Genomic DNA, 17,801 nt, shown 5'->3' with positions numbered 1-17,801 from the left:
GGGAATCATGAGCCATCAACAAGAGTCGATCGGAATTTCCGCTTATGAGGGAAGACAGGACCATATCCCCAGTCTGAAACTTCCCGAGATAGAATCTTTCGCCAATGTGTACGAAGGTAAAGATTACACAATCGATTTTACCATTCCAGAGTTCACGGCGGTTTGTCCTAAAACCGGACTGCCAGATTTTGGGGTGATAGAGATCAGCTATATACCAAAAGCAAAATGTATAGAGTTAAAGTCCCTAAAAGAATATATTCTCGCCTACCGGAATCTCGGAATCTTTCATGAGAATGTGGTAAATCATATTCTAGAAGATCTGATCCAATCAGTGGATCCGAAATACATCAAGGTCAAGGGTGATTATAACCTAAGAGGTGGGATCAAGACAATCGTCACTAGGGAGTATACAAGCAAATGATGGACCCTATCTCCTTACTAGGATTTATGGCTTGTACTTTGACTACTCTGGCGTTTCTTCCTCAGCTCATCAAAGTGATCCTAGAAAAAAGGACCAGGGATATTTCCAGAAACATGTATCTGGTACTTTCCGTGGGAGTGTTTTTCTGGCTTTGTTACGGAGTTTTAAAGAATGATTTTCCGATCATTCTTGCCAACTCATTCACTTTACTTTTTACCACTACAATTCTCTGGTACAAACTACGTTCAAAAGAAGAAGAATAAAAAAAAGCCGCTTCCTTTCGGAAACGGCCCTTTCTTTTTCAGAATGGAAATCAGAATTATTTAGGAGCTGCCTGGTCTTTTAAAGACTTACGCTGGTTTTCCAATTCCTTCTTGGCATCGTCCATAGAAGATTTTACTTTTTCTTTCTCTTCTTTGCCTGCCTTTTGGATAGCTTCTTTTTCTTCTTTTCCGGCGCTCTTAGCTTCTTCTAGAAGTTTACGATTTTCTTCTTTTGCGCCTTCGATCAGTTCTCTATTTCTTTGTTTTTGCTCTTCCAAACCTTGGAGGATACGAGCTTTATTCTCTTGGAAATCTTTCAGGATCTCTTGGATACGAGCTCTTTGTTCTTCCGTAATGGATTGGATGGTAGCAGAATCATCTTTCAACTCTTGGATCTCGTCTTCGGTTAAAGGTTCTTCTTTGAATGTATTTCCGTCTGTGCTTACTTCTTCTCCTGCGTCCGCAACTGCTTGGTTTTCAGGATTGTCTGCATCTGCTACTTCTACGGAACCGTCGGAAACTCTAGTGCTTGTTCCTTTGCCGGATTCTTCTACGATGAACTCGGTTCCTCGAACGGAAGCAACGGCTGTAGGAGTAGAAACGGTGAACTTGGAAGTTTTGGTAAGCTTACCCGCAACCTTGGTGAAAATTTTTCCCTTGGTCAGGCCCATATCCGCGAAGGTTTCTCCGTTTGCAGAATCTATAAAAATCTTCTTCAAAGTAAGACTTGTGTTTTCTTTGATCCTAACAAGAACTCCTTCAGTCAACTGAAGGTCCGCATAAGATTCTTTTCCAGTTTCTATCTTATCTTCCGGCAGAAGGAAAGTATCCACCGATACTGGTTTTTCTTTTCCGGCTTTATCGAAAATTTTTACTGTTCCTTTGGTGAATGTGATCACTCCGCCTTGGAGATCTTCTTTGGCTTTCTTACAATCTACAAATACAATGCTGAGGGCCAGAAAGAAGGTTATGGCAATCCGTTTCATTTAGTTCTGATTCTCCCTTGAAATAGGTTTAGGAAGAATATCGATGAAAGAAATTTCCGTCCACATTTTTCCTCCGATCGACTGAATTATTCGGGAAGGATCTTGTCTAATTCATAGAGAGTCGTAAATCCCGCTGAGACTGGCAATCAATGGGGTAATCTGGAATGAAAATATATTGCGCCAGAGCCCCAGTCTAGAAATTGTAGCCCTAGACCGCCAAATAGACGAACTATTAAGTTCCAAAGGAGTGACAGAATGACCAAAATAGCCTACGTAGATAAGGACAACTGTACTTCTTGCAACCAGTGTGCAGACAATCTACCTAAGTACTTTCAAATGGACGATAACGATACTTCCGAAACTCATATCGGAGGAGAGAATGTAAACCAAGCTCAAATCCCTGAAGAAGATTGGAAAACAGTTCAGAAAGAGATGGATGAATGTCCCGGTGAATGTATTCACTGGAGAAAGTAATCGTTTTCCGATTTCTATATTCTTTAAAAAAGGAAAAGCGGGATAAAACTCCCGCTTTTTTTGTGCCTCGATCTAAGCCAAGAAGTCTGTAAGAAATTCTTAGATCAGTATTCTTGTTCGGATCTGGTAGACCCAAGTAATTCGTCAGGAATATCTTCTACTCTATCTCCGATCTGAATAGCGAGTCTATTTCCCACGCGTCCAGGAAGGCATTTAAACTTCTTGCGTTCCCCTACTTTTACAAGCATATCGGATCTGGTAGTGGTGTTCTCTAATTTAACAACATCGCCAACGGTTAAATTCATAAAATCGAGAATAGAAATATCTACGGAACCAACTTCTGCGATTACAGGGATTTGCACCTGATCCAAACGTTCTTGGATGATCGCTCTGTTCTCGTCCAACTCACCTTTACGGATGGAAGAATACCAATACTGAGCGGACAGCTTATTAATGATAGGTTCGATCGTGATGTAGGGAATACAAAGGTTGGTTAAACCTTCTACCTCTCCGATCTTTGTCTCTAAGTTGATCAAAACCACCATGTCATTCGGGGGAACAACCTGTGCGAACTGAGGGTTCGTCTCAATATTCCCCAAACGAGGTCGAAGGTCAATCACAGTAGACCAAGCCTCTCTCATGTTTCCTAAGATACGAACGATAATCCCTTCCATTACACTCATTTCTATCTCGGAAAGTTCTCGGGAGATCTTTGCAGTCTCTCCCTTACCGCCGAATAGACGGTCTATGATCGTAAAGGAAATAGAAGGGTCTATTTCTAAAATTGCGGAACCTCTGAGCGGGTCCATATTGATAACCGCAAGTGTTGTCGGGTTCGGAATGGAACGGATGAATTCCTCGTAAGTTAACTGGTCCACAGCGGCCACGTGAACATGAACTAAGGCTCGTAACTGAGCGGAAAGTCCTGTCGTTGCCAAACGAGCAAATGTCTCGTGCATCATCTGGAGAGTACGGATCTGGTCTTTAGAGAATTTGTCGGGACGTTTGAAGTCGTAAATTTTGACCTTCTTTTGTTCCCCTACGGAAGAATACTCATCCTCCGCTACCTCTCCACTGGAGATCGCGTTTAATAATGCGTCTATCTCGTCTTGGGATAATATCTCGGTCATTTTCTTACCTTCGCTAATAGATTAGCCACTTTCCAAAACATTCCGGTTTCTTCCGGCATTCTTCTCAAAGTAAATTCGTATTCGTATCGAACAGGGACTTTGTTCACTCTTCTTTCCACTGCAACTCTTACCTTAGAAAGATTTGAATTTACCTTTTCCGTTCCCAAGATCTTATAGTATTGTAACATACCGGATCTGTTTTCCGCTAGATAATTTCTGAATTCTTCCAGAACAAAATCCTTTTCGGCTTCTTCCGATTGTTGCCAATCTCTTGCAAATCTGTCATAAGCTTGTATGTATTCCGGGAAATGGATCCATTTAAAATGAAGTTTCCAGTTTTTCTTCTTTTCTGCACCTAAGAATAGATGAATCACTTCTTCCGGTTCAAGACCGTCTGTTGCAGGATCTTGGTATGGAACCCCGGGAAGCACCCAATCTTTTTTGCGTTCTTCTACGCTAAAATATGGATGGGTTTCAGATCTTACAAAATGATCCCCGTATTCTGAGATATTAGGATAGAAGTAAGCGGTTACGAAATATTTTTTACCAGGCTCTAACTCGTATAGATGATCGATCCGGATCTCTTTGGAGAATGTCTCGTCCTTGTGAAGAATGATCTCTTTTACTTCATCCCCGACCAGGTTCTCAACTTTGTTCCTTCTTCTTAAGACTGGATCCTGTTTTCTTTCTTCTTCTATTCTTGTGACGGTTCTACCGTCTTCATCTCTTACGATTACCTGGAAGGAACGAAGATCTTTTCCATAAGGGAAAATTCTAAGGACCTCGTTTCCTGTGTTTCGAACGGAAAGTACAGCGGAGATTGGTTCCTTTTCTCGGAACTGCATTTTAGGAAGTTTGATATCCACGATCCCTTGGGCCTGGATATAATTTTCGGAAACTTCTCCCCTTGCGTTTCTGTTCGGATAAGATCCGAGGTCGAATACAACATTCAGAAGAATAAATATGATCAGAATTCGTTTCATTCTAAAATTTCAGTCCCGGCCCAGGTTTCGATACTTCGGACCTAGGAGCAACAGCGCTATATTTTAGATTTCGGCAAAAAGAGACAAAACCTACGAAAAAATACGGGAAATTATGTAGGAAAGGAAGGCTTTCAGCCTTCTGCGTCTTCTATAATATAGTCTGCGATCCGGATTAGTCGCCCAAGAACAGGTTTCAGCTTACTGTATTCCTGGTAACATTCCTCGTATTTTTCCAAAATTGGCCCGATCTGGGCAACGGATTTAGGAGATAAGTTCAAACTAGATATATTGGATTCGGAAAGTTTTTCTGCGGATTCCAAACTATCGAAAAAACGAGTGATCTCTTTTACAATGGACTCGTCGGCCCTATCGTTTTTTTCAAAATTGGATTCTATTTTTAGGATATAGTCCGTAAGAGTTTGTTTGAGTCTGACTTCTTCTTCGTTTGCTTTTCGTTTCGCAGTTAGGTTATTTACCTTACTGTAACGCGCCATTGCTTCTTCATAAGAATGGCCGACTGATTGTCTGTATTGTTGGATCAAACGCACAAGTGCAACTACTGAGCGGAAATCCCAGGCAGTGTCTTTTTTGTTCCGGATCTCAAGGAACATTTCTCCACCTTTGGAGTCGTCCACCTGTAATCCGGAAAGTTTTTCCAAAACTCTTCCCGTAGACCCAGCGCCCTGTATCTCTCGGGCTACCGAAAGAAAAATAGGATTTTGGTCCAGGGAAGTACTCATTACTTTGTCCTCTTATCGTAGATGGAAACTTTGCGAATGGTAGTTTTACCGTTTCCAGAAGCGATGATCTTATCTACTACATCAGCACCTTGGATGATCTGGCCGAATACAGTATGAAGTCCGTCCAAATGAGGAGTGTCTACTTGGTTGATGAAAAATTGAGAACCGTTTGTATTCGGTCCTGCGTTTGCCATTGCCAAGGCTCCCTTGATCGCTTTCTTACTTTTGACTACATTATTATAACGATAGCCTAATCTGTATAAAATCTCCATGACGGAAAGATTCTTAGCCTTTTCTAAATTGCTTTCTAGCTCTTCTCTTCTCTCGTCTGCTTCTCTTTGGCTGCGAATACCGAGTTCTCCGCCAATATATCTGTACAAATAACCTGTATAAAATTGGGATTGTCCGATCTTAACCTGATCCAGACCTAAACTTGCAGCATTGATCTCATCGGCAAATCTGTATCCTGGAGTACCGGAGCCATCACCATAAGGGCATCCGCCCTGGATCATAAAACCTTCGATCACTCTATGGAAGGTCAATCCATCATAGAACGGTCTTTTCTGAGGTTGGCCGTTCCTAAGAGTGAATTCCTTCTCTCCTTGGGCTAAGTCGATGAAGTTTTGAACAGTCTTAGAAGCATCCTTATCGAATAATTCGAAAAGCATGTTTCCTTGGGTAGTTTCTATTAGAGCATAAATAGCAGGTTTTTCGGGAAGAGCTACACGAGGCTTTTCCTCTTTTTTGACGATTACTTCGACAGGGCTATATGCTTCCGGAACATATCTTTGCTCAGCATATGGATTTGCCTTGCAGGCAAAAGAAAATAATAAGATCGTAAACCATGCTAAAGATCCTATAATTCCGATCTTAGATTTCGATCTTACATTCAGATAATTCATTTCGTATTCCTTTGGATTGATTTGATAGATTGTTTCGCTAATTCCAATTGTTCTAACTGTCTAGTTCTGGAAGTTCCGCCATAACTAGATTTTTTGTCTGTAGAAAGTTCCAGGCTCACGGCATTGGAATATTCTTCGCCCGTAAAATAAGGTGAAATACCTTTCCGAACCTCTTCTGAGATTGTGAATAAATTCTCTTTTCTTTCCACACATTCTGAGACAAGTCTTCCTACAAGTTCGTGGGCAGTTCTGAATGGTACATTTTTTTGTCCCACAAGAAAATCTGCCAGGTCGGTCGCGGTGGCAAATCCTTCCTTCAAGGATCTTTCTCCCCTTTCCGGTCTGAATTGCATTTCAGAAACCATAGCTTCTAAACCTTCTAAACTTAAAAGAACGGTTTCCACAGCATCAAAAACGGCTAACTTGTCTTCTTGTAAATCACGATTGTAAGTAAGAGGCAATCCCTTTAAGAGCCCGATTAAATGATTTAAGTTACCCGCCACCCTTGCGGATTTCCCTCGGATTAGCTCCGCTATATCCGGATTTTTTTTCTGGGGCATGATAGAAGATCCGGTGGTTAATGAATCAGGCAGTTTTACAAGACCAAATTCTTGGGAAGAATATAGAACGATATCCTCGCAAAAACGAGAAGCATGGGACATGGTTTGGACTGCAGCAAATAAGAACTGAAGAAGGTGATCCCGGTTCGAAACACCGTCCATACTATTTGGAGAAATTGAATCCGCTTTTAATTCAGAAGCCAAAAACTCTCTGTCGTTCTGGTAATTCACTCCAGCCATCGCACCGGAGCCCAACACTAGAATGTTAGCAGTCTTTTTAGCGAATTCAAAAAATTCCAGATCGCGGGTGAACATCCAAAAATAAGCCAATAGAAAATGAGAAGCGCGGATCGGTTGAGCAACTTGTAGATGAGTATAACCCGGAATGATAGTATCTATATTTTTAGAAGCTTGTTCGTAGAGAGCTTCTCTTAAGGAATCCAAACGGAATAAAATTTCTTGGATCCGATTTCTTACATAGAGCCTTGTGTCTTGTGAGACTTGGTCGTTCCTGGATCTGGCAGTATGTAATTTTTTTCCTACTTCTCCCTTCAATTCTGTGAGTCTGGATTCCACATGCATGTGGATGTCTTCTAACTCTGAACTGAATTTGAAATTTCCGGATTCTATTTCTACTTCTACCTGATTTAATCCATCCAGTATGTCTTTTAATTCTGTAGAGTTTAAGATGCCCATTTTCTCAAGCATCTTGGCATGTGCCCTACTTCCTTCTAGATCTTCTTTGTATAATTTTCGATCGAAGGAAATGGACTCTCCAATTCTTTCCATGATGGAAGAAGCTTTTTCTCTAAATCTTCCTCCCCAAAGTTTAGCGTTCTTGTCCTCAGGTGTGTTCATTAAAATGATCTAGATTGCCTTATTATTTTTCCGCAAAAGTTTGGAGCCAGTCTTTTAGGACCTCTATTTCTTCTTGATCCAGTTTAGAATTAGAATGTAGGAAAATATAATCCTTAGGAGGCATATGACCTTCTTCCACTTCTTCTAATATTTCTTCCGCTAGATCCGCCTTTTTTTCCGGTTTTAAGGTTTCCCATTCCGAAAAATTCAATTCTTCCCTGCCTTCTTCTATATGATGAGAGATATATAAAGAAACCGGAAAAACCTTGGAATACCAAGGCCATTGCACTAGATCCGAATGGCAGTCATAACAAGACTTTCGAAAAATCTTTTTGACGCGTTCTTCCGTTTTGATTTCATTAGCATTCTTTCCTAACGGAGGCTGTACGGGGATTAACTGAAGAGCAAGGAATACGACTAGTAGTCCGATTCCCAGACGAATCCAAAATTTTCTCATCACTCCCGCTAAGAATGCAGACGGGAATGTTTTTGAAAATAGAATTTTTCCTCTTTCTTCAACCTAAAAACCATGGACTTTTTGCAAGACGGACATAACCTTTCTTATCTTTGGATCGCCTCAGGGATCATTCTCATGGTGGCGGAACTTTTTGTCCCTGGAACCTTCGTATTCTTTTTAGGACTCTCTGCGACGATCGTGGGAAGTGTTTCCTATTTTTTTGAGATAGGATTTTGGACCCAAGCGATCGTTTGGGCCGCTCTTTCCGGAATTCTGATCTGGGTGGGAGGAAGTTTCCTTAGGAAATTCTTTCCTTCTTCTTCAGAAAGAGTCGCCCTCAATCCGGAGGAAGGTCCCGGAAGGATTGTTTTAGTTTCCAAGGATATACTCGTGGAAAGGAAAGGCGGAAGGGTCGTATTCCAAGGAACGGAATGGGATGCGATCAGCAAATCCAAACGTATTGCTGCAGGTAAAAGGGCTAGGATCTTGGAGAGAGAAAATCTGACCTTCGTTGTGGAACCTATCGAGCTTCCGGAAATATAATCATTATTGAATAGGAGTTAGAAACAGACAAAATGGACCCATTTCTATTTTTTACGCTGATCGTTATCGCAGCTATTTATCTCATTATGAAAACCTGTATTGTGGTTCCGCAAACGTATAGTTTCGTAGTGGAAAGACTTGGAGTGTTCCGTGGAGCGCTTGGTGCAGGTTTTCATTTTCTTATCCCGATCATGGACCAGATCAGATACAAACAGCTCTTAAAGGAAATCGCTATCGATATTCCTCCCCAGACCTGTATTACAAAGGATAACGTTTCCATTTTGGTGGATGGTATCCTGTATATCAGGGTCATGGATCCTTACAAGGCTTCTTACGAGATCGAAAACTTCCGAAACGCAACCATTCAGTTGGCTCAAACTACTCTTCGTTCGGAGATAGGTAAACTAATACTGGATCATACATTCTCCGAAAGAGACGATATCAATGCGAATGTGGTGAGAGCTTTAGACGAGGCAACAGATCCTTGGGGGATCAAGGTGACTCGTTACGAGATCAAAAACATTTCTCCGCCTAAAGAGATTCTTCATGAGATGGAAGAGCAGGTAAAAGCGGAACGTGTAAAACGTGCAGAGATCACGATCTCAGAAGGAGAAAAACTCTCTCGTATCAACCGTTCCATGGGAGAAAGACAGGAAGCGATCAATCTTTCCGAAGGTGAAAAGATCAAAAAGGTAAACGAGGCCGAAGGTAAAGCAAAAGAGATCGAATTCATTGCAAAAGCTAAAGCAAAAGGGATCCAAATGATCGCAGAAGCCACCGGAAACGAAGGTGGACCAGAAGCAGTCAATCTTCAGATCACAGAAGACTATCTCTCAGGCCTAGGACTCATTCTAGAAAAAGCAAAAACCACAGTTCTTCCTACTGAAATGGCAAACATAGTCGGTTTCTTTGAAGGAATTTCCAAGGTGACCAATAAATTTCCGGGACTAGATTCGGAGAAGGAGTAATATTCAAGATGTTTGTTTCATTATTTTTATGGATATTTTGGCTCGGGTTTTTACTCTACTTAGCCTATAAACTCTATCGTTCCTTGAGAATTGTTTCCGCTCAGGAATGTATCATTATAGAAAGACTCGGAAAATACAGCAGGACCCTTCATGCAGGGTTTCATATTCTCATTCCTTTTATAGATTATGATGCATACTATCATACTCTAAAAGAGCAGGCAATCGACGTTCCCCCTCAAACTTGTATCACAAAAGACAACGTTAAGGTAGAGATGGACGGTATCCTTTATTTGAGAGTTCTTGATCCTCAGAAAGCAAGTTACGGGATAGAAGACTATAGATTCGCTGTCACTCAGCTGGTACAAACCACTATGAGAGCGATCATTGGAACCATGGATCTGGATACTACATTCGAGACCAGAGAAGTGATCAATAGCAAGATCTTAGAAGTGCTGGACCAAGCAGCAGAACCTTGGGGAGTCCGAGTAAATCGTTACGAGATAGTAAACATCGCTCCTCCTAAATCCATTATCGAAGCAATGGAAAGAGAGAAAAAAGCGCAGATCACCAAGAAGGCACAAATCTCTCTTTCCGAAGGAGATAGAGATTCCAGGATCAACCGCTCCTTGGGTGTTAAAGAAGAAGCAATCAACAAATCCGAAGGTGAAAAACAAAAAAGGATCAATGAGGCAGAAGGTCTAGCCGCTGAAATTGAATCCATCGCGACTGCAACCGCAAAAGGGATAGAACTACTTGCCTCTTCCATCAAAACGAAAGGTGGAAAAGAAGCGGTAAAACTCAGGATCGCTCAGAGATTTATCAAAGAGGTAGAAAAAATCGGACAGGACGGAACAGAACTTGTTCTTCCATTGAACCTATCTAATTTTAAATCTGTGATGAAGTCAGTACTCGGAAACGAGGACAAAAAAGCTTAAGAAGTTCAGACGACCGTATCCGGAAGTTTTTCCGGATACGAATATTCCTTTAGATCATTCTTCTAGAAGGATCTACTATCTCGGTGATTCGAATTCCGTAGTAATCATCCAATAGAACCAGTTTTCCCTTCCCAACCAGTTTACCGTTTGCTAAAATATCCAAATCTTCTCCGACGGCATTGTCTAGTTCTACTACTGCGCCTTCGTTCAGACCTAGAACATCTTTAATGAACATGTTGGTCCTGCCTAATTCCACAGTAAGTGCAACATTTACATCTAGTAAAAGATTTAGGTTTGCAGTATTGGAAGAAACAGAACTAGAACGAGCACTTGCTTTTGGAGGAGCAGGAGTAGAAGAAGGTCCCAAGGCCGCAGCAATATCTGCGAAAGAAGGAGTGCCTCCGGAAGCAGGAGTTGTAGAAGCACCTGCCCCACCACCGGAATCTCCTAATAGGGAATCCAATTCTCCGCTTAGATTAAAATCAGCAGAGCCTCCGGCCCCACCTCCCGGACCCGCTCCGGTTAGTAATGCGTCTATATCGTCTTGTGAAAGGGAGCCTTCACCCATTAGGACTTGCCTCCAAAGGTTCTTTCTAAATTCTTCGACAGAACCGAAAGATTATACAAGAGAAATTCTAGGGAAGAAAGAATGAAACCTGAAGATTTGACCCCTGCAGTCCCCCGAAATTCCGGAAATATACTGGATTTCACCCAGGCAAAAAACCTGCTTTATTCGGAACTAAAAGGTTTAGGTGTCAAAGATCCCGAACTTCCTGCATTTGTACCAGACAAAAAAGATCTCAGAATAGAATTTCCCATCCCAGGCGCGGACAAGGGCCAACTTTTGGATTGTATCCAGATCGTTCGTAATCATATAGAAAATCTGCGGATCCATACATTCGAGCCGGGATATGTCTGCCTCCAGGCATTGAATGAGAACTTATTCGAGACCAAAAACATTCTAGATAATGCGAAATTCCGTTTCTATTCGGGAAGGAACCAGAGCAAAATAGAGATCACAAAAAAGGGAGATTTCCATAGAGAGGAAATTTTTTCAGCAATAGATCTATTTAAATATCTCAGACTTTCCAAACAAGAATCCGTCCAGAACCCGAAAGAATTACTGCTCCGACTTGGAATAGATGTATTCGATCCAATAGAAGCAAAGAAGAAGGGAGACTGGATGACATTCGAGGCCATCGCAGGTTACGAAGATGTCAAAAGGCAAATTTTAGAATCCATTATACTTCCTCTCAAATCTCCTGAAACCCTAGAGGAACTTTCCAAACTCACCCGTAAATTCCCCGGAAGGACAAAACCAAGGGCAATCCTTTTAGAAGGAGAACCAGGGGTAGGAAAAACCACCATGGCAAAGGTGATTTCCTGCATGACCGAGATCCCACTCATCTATGTGCCAGTGGAATCTATTTTAAGTAAATATTATGGGGAAAGCGCCCAGAACATGGCTTATGTCTTTGACGTGGCCTCCCTCTTCCCTTCTTGTCTTCTGTTTTTAGATGAGATCGATTCCTTGGCCGGGTCCAGGGATGACGGCTTATTTGAGGCGACCCGGAACATTCTATCCGTATTATTGCGAAAACTGGACGGCTTCGAAGGGGGGCAAAAATCAATCACCCTAGGCGCCACGAACAGAAAACAGGACCTGGACAAGGCCTTGGTTTCCAGATTTGACAGATCTGTATTCTTCCCGCTACCGAACGAAAAAGAAAGGGCTGCGATATTAGGAAATTATGCTAAACATTTACGGGATTCTGAGCGTTTAACAATTTCACAACGATTGGGATCGCATTCCGGCCGGGATTTAAGGGATTTCTGCGATTTTGTAGAAAGAAGATGGGCCGCCAATCTGATCGAAAAAGGATTGAAACCGACTCCTCCCCCCTATGAACTGTATCTGGAAACGAGTTCAAAATCTGGAAAATAAACGTTTTCCGTACGAAAATGTAAGCCTTCGATTTAATCGGGAGTCTATTTTACCGATACTAGAGACAGGGTATTCTCGACTTTCGGGAAATCCAAACGCAGAAGAGACCAAGGAAATAGGGTACAATGAAACGCAAAATCGCATTTTGCCTGGCAATTTTTTCAATCGCAGGCATACTCAACGCTCAAGACAACCAAGCCCAAAAGAAGGAAGATGCTCAAGTAGGCGCAGCTATCCTTGATACGGAAAAAGGTCTGGATCAGAGAGCATCTGCTCTCAACGAGAGACTAAAACGTCATACAGTACTCATGAAAATGAAAGTACGTATTCTTCCATTCAGAACTGTTCTTTTCAAAGGAAAAGCCAACAACGACGAATGTGTGCCTGCTAATAGCAACGCACAAGAAGATGCAGCAAACAACTGTATCCGTGTAGAAGTTTACGATTTCATTAAGGATGAGGAACGAGGCCAAGGTAAAATTGTTCAAGGTGGACTTTCCAAATATATGGAAATCTACTTCGAAGGACCGAACACCAACGATCCGGATCCGAGAATGGAACCTCCTCGCAAAATCAGCAAAATTATAAGCAAAGTTTATAAGAATAACTTCCTAATCGAAGATAAATCGGTTTCCGAGATCATCGACAGGGCTCCAAATGATCAACCAGGACATAACGACAAGATCGAACTATTCTATCAAAAGAACGGTTATCCTGAAGGTGGTCGTCCTGAAACTCCTAGTGAAAAAGGTGTTGGTAAATACGTTCTTGCTAACGTAGAAAACACCAAGACTCACCCTATTCGTAACTCTTTCAAAAAGACGTTCTACATTAAACATTTGGATTCATTCGACAGATTGTTTACCAAAATTTTCGATTACAACGACCAATTGGGTAATGAGAACTATAAAGAGAACGTAAACACGCTCAAGGAATCCCTGAAATACTAAGCTAAGTGCGGTATATTCTTCCTTGTTCTTCCTGCGGCACCGAACTCAGGATTCCCATGGATTTGGGAAAACTGACGGTTCGGTGTCCTAGATGTTATCATTCTTTCGTTTTTGATCCGGAAGACCCGGCCAGTTTTAGAGGCGGAAGATACGATCTCCCCGGAGGAGACTCCAGAGCGCAGAGTCCCCGTTCAGCACGGGGATTTTTTCGTTTCTTAGAAGATAAATTCGAATTCATTAAATCCAAATTCAGTAAGAACAGATCCCATGGTTGGCAAAACCCGGGAGAACGTCCCCAATCATTCGAAAATTATAATGATCCCCGCCGCACCGGGTTCGGTCCACTACTCGCAAAATATATTCTATTCATTCTGATCCTGATCGGGATCGCAAGAGCCTGTTTCTTTTCTTCCCAAAACTGGAATGATTCTGTTCCTAATTGGAATCCTTCGGAGACCCAGGAACCTTCTGTTCCTACTCCTCATGATGAGGAAGAAGACAAAGCTCCCCAAGTAGAAATTTAAACTTTTATGAATTATCTTCTACTGGATCCCTCTCAGGAAACAGATTCTGGGAAATTCAAGATCTTGAATAAGGATCGGATCACTCATATTCTAAAGGTTCTACAAAAGAAAGAAGGAGATAAGATCAAGGCTGGGCTCCTGGATACTAGTTTAGGGACCTTTAAAATTCTGAAAACTTCTACCGAAGAAATATTAGGATCTTATGCTCCCATCCTCCGACCTAAAAGGAGAAGTCCAGCTGTTCAACTAATCGTCTCGGTCCAAAGGCCTCCGACTGTGGAAAAGATCCTAGAACTTGCAGGTGTCTGGGGAGTTTCGAGTTTAGAATTTAGACTTGCAACTCTTTCGAGAACGGAATACCTCACCTCCCCTGTTTGGAAGGAAGAGAATAGTAAAGAAAAATTGATCTTAGGAATGGAACAAGGTGGGAATGTCTTTCTTCCCAAGTTAGAACTTGGATTTGTTCCTCCTGGTAAAAAGACTAGTTTTGAGAAGAAGGGATCCATTTCGGAGATAGTAGCTTCTAATTCGCGTAATTTTTTTTATTTGGATAAGAAAGGAAAATCAATCCAAGAGTTTAACCCCTTGCCGGAAAAAGAATATTCTATCTTGGTAGGACCGGAACCAGGTTGGACAAAAGCCGAACTGGAAATATTCAGAAAATCAAATATTCCTGGGGTAAGGCTTTCTTGTTCCGTTTTGAGATCGGAACAGGCAGTGTCCTTCTTTCTTTCTCAATGGGAAAACTCTGTCCCTCGATTAGATTAGAAGGACAAAGAGTTAGAGAATAGAACCTTTTGCTCGTCTTGGGCTAGGAAACTATTCGAAGTGCTATCGTACACCCATCTGCGGATATCTTGAACCCTAATTGCAATAAATCCTAGGTTCAGAGCGGCTTCTATCGCTCCGACAGAATTATCATCCACCTTGAAGGCGTCTTTATTCTGATCAAAGTTCTTACGTGTATAATATCCGGAGATCATAAAGAGGGAACCGATCGGGAAATACAGACCTACAAAGATCCTAGAGTTATTCGGTCCTGAATAATTCTCATAATTCGCTTCTAAGGAGACTCTGTAAAAATTAAATACTACGGAAGTAAAGTATCCTTTCAACCTTGCAGCATCCGGATCCATAAGTTTAGCAGCTTCCAGTTTGGTCATTGGAAGTTGGGAATTAATGTTCGATTGGTATCTTTCTATCTCGTAAAAGCTGTCGAAGTACATTGGAATATAATTCGCGTCCATATTCCTGTATTCAGGCTTGATCTTAGCGTAGATATCTTTTCCACCGAAACGGAACATCGCTCCTGTATGAGTTCCTTTAGAGTTTAAAAGTTTGATCGTGTTAACGTCGTAGTAAGGAGTGATCTCGATATACTTTGTGCTAATGAGTTTGTATTCTGCATCCATTCCTTGGATGACTAATTTTTCAGACTGCTCTACCAATGGATTATTATTGGAATCCAGACGCAAACGACCTGTTGTATCGAATGCAAGTTGGGTGGGAGCCTTTGTATCAAATGCGGTTGTATATCCGATAGAAAATCTATTTGCGAAATTGTCCTGATTGAAGAACTCTTTTAGTTTTTCCTTACGAGATTCAGGCTTTTTCTCGATAGGGATCATTTCCTCTCTCATCTGATGGGTCTTTTGGTCTTCCACTAAGGCCCTGTATTTCTCTCTGTCTTCCGGATCTACTCCAGCTTCTTCATAAACTTTTTTTCTACCGGCTTCGTCCGCTACGTTTCCTTGTCCAAGCTGCAACATTCCGAACAACTGGGATCTTCCGGTAAATAGATCAAATAATTTGAATGCAATTGCAAACGGACGAACGTATCCTCTGGCTGCACCTATCTCATGGGTGTAAACAGAGTTTGTAAATACCTGCACTCCCCCATAATCGTTATTAAAATCAGCCATCAAACCTACATTATAAATGTCGATCCTTTGGTTGTTCACATAACGGTTTACTATGGTTCCGTGTCCAATGTATCCATCGAAAAGTTTTCCTGCAAAAAAGGAGAAGGTTGTCTCTCCCGGTTTATAAAGTCCGTAAGTCCCATACCAGATATTATTGATGAGCCTAAGATAATCGCTTTTTTGGTCGTAGTCAATCTTACGGATACTTCCTACTTTTAAGGTAGGATCTTTCGGATCCTGGTCATATGCGAGAAAGTTCATTGGAGCAGTGAGAGATAGTCCGAATTCTCCCCCAAAATTCAAATTTAAGGTAGGAGCAAGATATAGATAATAATCGTTATTAAACTTGTTCACCCCTGCATCGAACGTGAACGGATCAGGAGGCTGCATGTATTGTCTGCCAGGAGGCATCCAGAGTTGCGCCTCAAGTTCTTCGCCCGGTACTAGATAAAGGGAGAGAAGTAGAATTCCCGGAAGTATGAGAGATTTTCTAAATAAATTCAAAAAGTTTAATTTCATATTTGAGCCGGAATTTCTCCGCGGACCGTATTTCAATTCATCCAAAAATAGTACCACTAGTATCGTATTAAATACATGGAATCTAAATGACTAACCGATTCTATCAGAACCTTCCGTTGAAAAACCAATAAAACAGGAACATTTCTCGTATTTTAGAAAATATTTTCCAAAATCCTCGAGATTTCATTTCTTAAGGGATGGATTTTGGAAATAAATTTAAATTCGGCCCAGATTTCAAAAATATCCGTTATAACGATTATTTTATCCTATTTATCAAATTTTAGATAGACATTGTAGAGTAAATTTCTACGATCAGTAAAAAGGAGTCTTTAGCGTGGCAAGAAACTATAAACCAGAAACAATTGTTCTTCATGGAGGACAAGCCCCGGATCCTACAACCACATCAAGGGCAGTCCCAATTTATCAAACTACGTCCTACGTTTTTAAGGACACTGACCATGCTGCGAGACTATTCGGTCTCCAGGAATTCGGTAATATTTATACCAGGATCGGTAACCCAACTACAGACGTTTTAGAACAAAGAGTTGCCGCATTGGAAGGAGGAGTTGCTGCTCTTGCTACCGCCTCCGGCCAATCTGCGGAAACATTAGCACTTTTGAATATAGTAGAAACTGGACAGGAGATTGTCGCATCTTCTTCCCTTTATGGAGGAACTTACAACCTTCTTCACTATACTTTTCCTAAACTTGGGATCAAAGTTCATTTTGTGGACCAGTCCAATCCGGAAAATTTCAAAAAAGCGATCAATGACAAGACTAGAGCGATCTTTGCAGAAACCTTAGGAAATCCTAAGTTGGATACTCTGGATATAGAAGCGGTTGCGAAAGTTGCTCACGATGCAGGGGTTCCACTGGTAATCGACAATACCCTACCTTCTCCTTATCTGGTTCGTCCTATCGATTTTGGTGCGGACGTGGTGGTCCACTCTTTAACCAAATTTTTGGGTGGTCACGGAACTTCCATAGGTGGGATCATCGTGGATTCAGGTAAATTCAACTGGGGGAACGGTAAGTTTAAGAACTTCACTGAGCCGGATCCAAGCTATCATGGCCTAAAATTCTGGGATGTTTTCGGTAAGTTCGAACCTTTTGGTGGAGTGAATATTGCATTCATCATCAAGGCTCGTGTCCAAGGTTTAAGAGATTTGGGACCTGCAATTTCTCCTTTCAATGCGTTCAATATCCTGCAAGGGATTGAAACTCTTCCTCTGAGGATCACTCAACATTCTCAGAACGCTCAAAAGGTGGCAGAGTATCTTTCTAAACATCCTAAGGTGACTTGGGTGAACTATCCTGGTCTTCCTACCGATAAAAACTATGCTCTGGCTAAAAAATACCATACCAGAGGATTGTTCGGAGCGATCATCGGATTTGGAGTGAAAGGCGGAATTCCGGAAGCGAAGAAGTTGATAGACGGCCTGGAATTATTCTCCTTGCTTGCAAACGTTGGAGATGCAAAATCACTTGCGATCCATCCGGCTTCTACTACTCACCAACAGTTGAGTCCGGAAGAACAATTGGCTGCGGGTGTGACTCCTGAGTTTATCAGACTCTCCGTAGGTCTGGAGCATATAGACGATATTATAACGGATCTGGATGAAGCACTGAAAAAGGTGTGACTTCCGACTCCGTCCAAAAAATCGTCTAAAAATCAGCCACTTTCTCTTTTTACTTTCCTAAACTTGTTTGGGATCGTCTGAA

The 17,801-nt window shown here is 41.6% G+C and carries 20 protein-coding genes; 11 read left to right on the top strand and 9 right to left on the bottom strand.

The window, feature by feature from the left end; all coding sequences use genetic code 11:
• Positions 1-7 precede the first annotated feature (7 nt).
• Entirely contained in the window at positions 8-421 is a 414-nt protein-coding gene (gene queF / locus LPTSP_RS02355; protein ID WP_100710043.1) for a preQ(1) synthase, read from the top strand.
• Positions 421-684: a SemiSWEET transporter gene (locus LPTSP_RS02350; RefSeq protein WP_167396402.1), complete on the top strand. Its 264-nt coding sequence runs from the start codon at positions 421-423 to the stop codon at positions 682-684. Before queF ends, LPTSP_RS02350 begins: the two co-directional genes overlap by 1 nt.
• A 56-nt stretch (positions 685-740) precedes the next feature.
• On the opposite strand, the gene lsa33 is transcribed toward LPTSP_RS02350, so the two are convergent.
• Entirely contained in the window at positions 741-1,670 is a 930-nt protein-coding gene (gene lsa33 / locus LPTSP_RS02345) for a surface adhesin Lsa33 (protein ID WP_108927237.1), read from the bottom strand.
• A 255-nt stretch (positions 1,671-1,925) separates the two neighbouring features.
• Here lsa33 and LPTSP_RS02340 point away from each other — a divergent pair, with 255 nt between their 5' ends.
• A complete protein-coding gene (locus LPTSP_RS02340) occupies positions 1,926-2,144 on the top strand; it encodes a ferredoxin (protein WP_100766811.1) in 219 nt (72 codons plus the stop codon).
• Between the two features lie 104 nt (positions 2,145-2,248).
• On the opposite strand, the gene fliM is transcribed toward LPTSP_RS02340, so the two are convergent.
• The 6 genes from fliM to LPTSP_RS02310 all read right to left on the bottom strand — a co-directional run bounded on the left by fliM (position 2,249) and on the right by LPTSP_RS02310 (position 7,774).
• Entirely contained in the window at positions 2,249-3,274 is a 1,026-nt protein-coding gene (fliM, locus tag LPTSP_RS02335; protein WP_020768525.1) for a flagellar motor switch protein FliM, read from the bottom strand.
• A complete protein-coding gene (locus LPTSP_RS02330; RefSeq protein ID WP_108927236.1) occupies positions 3,271-4,257 on the bottom strand; it encodes a hypothetical protein in 987 nt (328 codons plus the stop codon). The genes fliM and LPTSP_RS02330 overlap by 4 nt, the downstream gene beginning before the upstream one ends.
• A 131-nt stretch (positions 4,258-4,388) precedes the next feature.
• On the bottom strand, positions 4,389-4,997 hold the full coding sequence (locus tag LPTSP_RS02325) for a hypothetical protein (protein WP_108927235.1): 609 nt from the start codon (positions 4,995-4,997) through the stop codon (positions 4,389-4,391).
• Positions 4,997-5,866 carry a peptidylprolyl isomerase gene (locus tag LPTSP_RS02320; protein ID WP_439956979.1) on the bottom strand — a complete coding sequence of 290 codons (870 nt, stop codon included), beginning with the start codon at positions 5,864-5,866 and terminating at the stop codon, positions 4,997-4,999. The genes LPTSP_RS02325 and LPTSP_RS02320 overlap by 1 nt, the downstream gene beginning before the upstream one ends.
• A 29-nt stretch (positions 5,867-5,895) precedes the next feature.
• A complete protein-coding gene (gene argH / locus LPTSP_RS02315; RefSeq protein WP_108927233.1) occupies positions 5,896-7,317 on the bottom strand; it encodes an argininosuccinate lyase in 1,422 nt (473 codons plus the stop codon).
• A gap of 22 nt (positions 7,318-7,339) precedes the next feature.
• Positions 7,340-7,774 carry a heme-binding domain-containing protein gene (locus LPTSP_RS02310; RefSeq protein ID WP_108927232.1) on the bottom strand — a complete coding sequence of 145 codons (435 nt, stop codon included), beginning with the start codon at positions 7,772-7,774 and terminating at the stop codon, positions 7,340-7,342.
• A 72-nt stretch (positions 7,775-7,846) separates the two neighbouring features.
• Here LPTSP_RS02310 and LPTSP_RS02305 point away from each other — a divergent pair, with 72 nt between their 5' ends.
• From LPTSP_RS02305 to LPTSP_RS02295, 3 genes are read left to right on the top strand one after another with little or no spacing between them, the layout of a single operon-like run.
• Positions 7,847-8,317 (top strand): NfeD family protein, encoded by a 471-nt coding sequence (locus LPTSP_RS02305; RefSeq protein ID WP_108927231.1) that lies wholly within the window; start codon positions 7,847-7,849, stop codon positions 8,315-8,317.
• Between the two features lie 32 nt (positions 8,318-8,349).
• The gene (locus LPTSP_RS02300) at positions 8,350-9,285 is read left to right on the top strand and encodes an SPFH domain-containing protein (protein ID WP_108927230.1); all 936 of its coding nucleotides are present in this window, start codon (positions 8,350-8,352) and stop codon (positions 9,283-9,285) included.
• Between the two features lie 8 nt (positions 9,286-9,293).
• Positions 9,294-10,220: an SPFH domain-containing protein gene (locus LPTSP_RS02295; protein WP_108927229.1), complete on the top strand. Its 927-nt coding sequence runs from the start codon at positions 9,294-9,296 to the stop codon at positions 10,218-10,220.
• Between the two features lie 49 nt (positions 10,221-10,269).
• On the opposite strand, the gene fliN is transcribed toward LPTSP_RS02295, so the two are convergent.
• Positions 10,270-10,788, bottom strand: coding sequence for a flagellar motor switch protein FliN (fliN, locus tag LPTSP_RS02290; RefSeq protein ID WP_108927228.1), 519 nt, complete (start codon positions 10,786-10,788; stop codon positions 10,270-10,272).
• A gap of 81 nt (positions 10,789-10,869) precedes the next feature.
• Between fliN and LPTSP_RS02285 the strand changes: the two genes are divergently transcribed.
• From LPTSP_RS02285 to LPTSP_RS02270, 4 genes are all read left to right on the top strand, one after another.
• Positions 10,870-12,165, top strand: a complete 1,296-nt coding sequence (locus LPTSP_RS02285) for an AAA family ATPase (RefSeq protein ID WP_174704414.1) — start codon at positions 10,870-10,872, stop codon at positions 12,163-12,165.
• Positions 12,166-12,290: 125 nt separating this feature from the next.
• On the top strand, positions 12,291-13,115 hold the full coding sequence (gene fcpB, locus LPTSP_RS02280) for a flagellar-coiling protein FcpB (protein ID WP_108927226.1): 825 nt from the start codon (positions 12,291-12,293) through the stop codon (positions 13,113-13,115).
• A 5-nt stretch (positions 13,116-13,120) separates the two neighbouring features.
• A complete protein-coding gene (locus LPTSP_RS02275; RefSeq protein ID WP_439956976.1) occupies positions 13,121-13,639 on the top strand; it encodes a zinc ribbon domain-containing protein in 519 nt (172 codons plus the stop codon).
• A 6-nt stretch (positions 13,640-13,645) separates the two neighbouring features.
• Complete coding sequence (locus LPTSP_RS02270; protein WP_108927225.1) at positions 13,646-14,407, top strand: RsmE family RNA methyltransferase; 762 nt, start codon at positions 13,646-13,648, stop codon at positions 14,405-14,407.
• Here the strand turns inward: LPTSP_RS02270 and impL63 are convergent.
• Positions 14,404-16,080: a cytoplasmic membrane protein ImpL63 gene (impL63, locus tag LPTSP_RS02265; RefSeq protein WP_108927224.1), complete on the bottom strand. Its 1,677-nt coding sequence runs from the start codon at positions 16,078-16,080 to the stop codon at positions 14,404-14,406. The two genes, LPTSP_RS02270 and impL63, sit on opposite strands and share 4 nt — an antisense overlap.
• A gap of 334 nt (positions 16,081-16,414) precedes the next feature.
• Here impL63 and LPTSP_RS02260 point away from each other — a divergent pair, with 334 nt between their 5' ends.
• A complete protein-coding gene (locus LPTSP_RS02260; protein WP_108927223.1) occupies positions 16,415-17,719 on the top strand; it encodes an O-acetylhomoserine aminocarboxypropyltransferase/cysteine synthase family protein in 1,305 nt (434 codons plus the stop codon).
• Positions 17,720-17,801: the final 82 nt, after the last annotated feature.

It is taken from the genome of Leptospira johnsonii, from assembly GCF_003112675.1.
Lineage (GTDB): Bacteria > Spirochaetota > Leptospiria > Leptospirales > Leptospiraceae > Leptospira_B > Leptospira_B johnsonii.
Note: the sequence above shows the minus strand (reverse complement) of the source record. Positions and strands in the feature narration are given on the sequence as shown.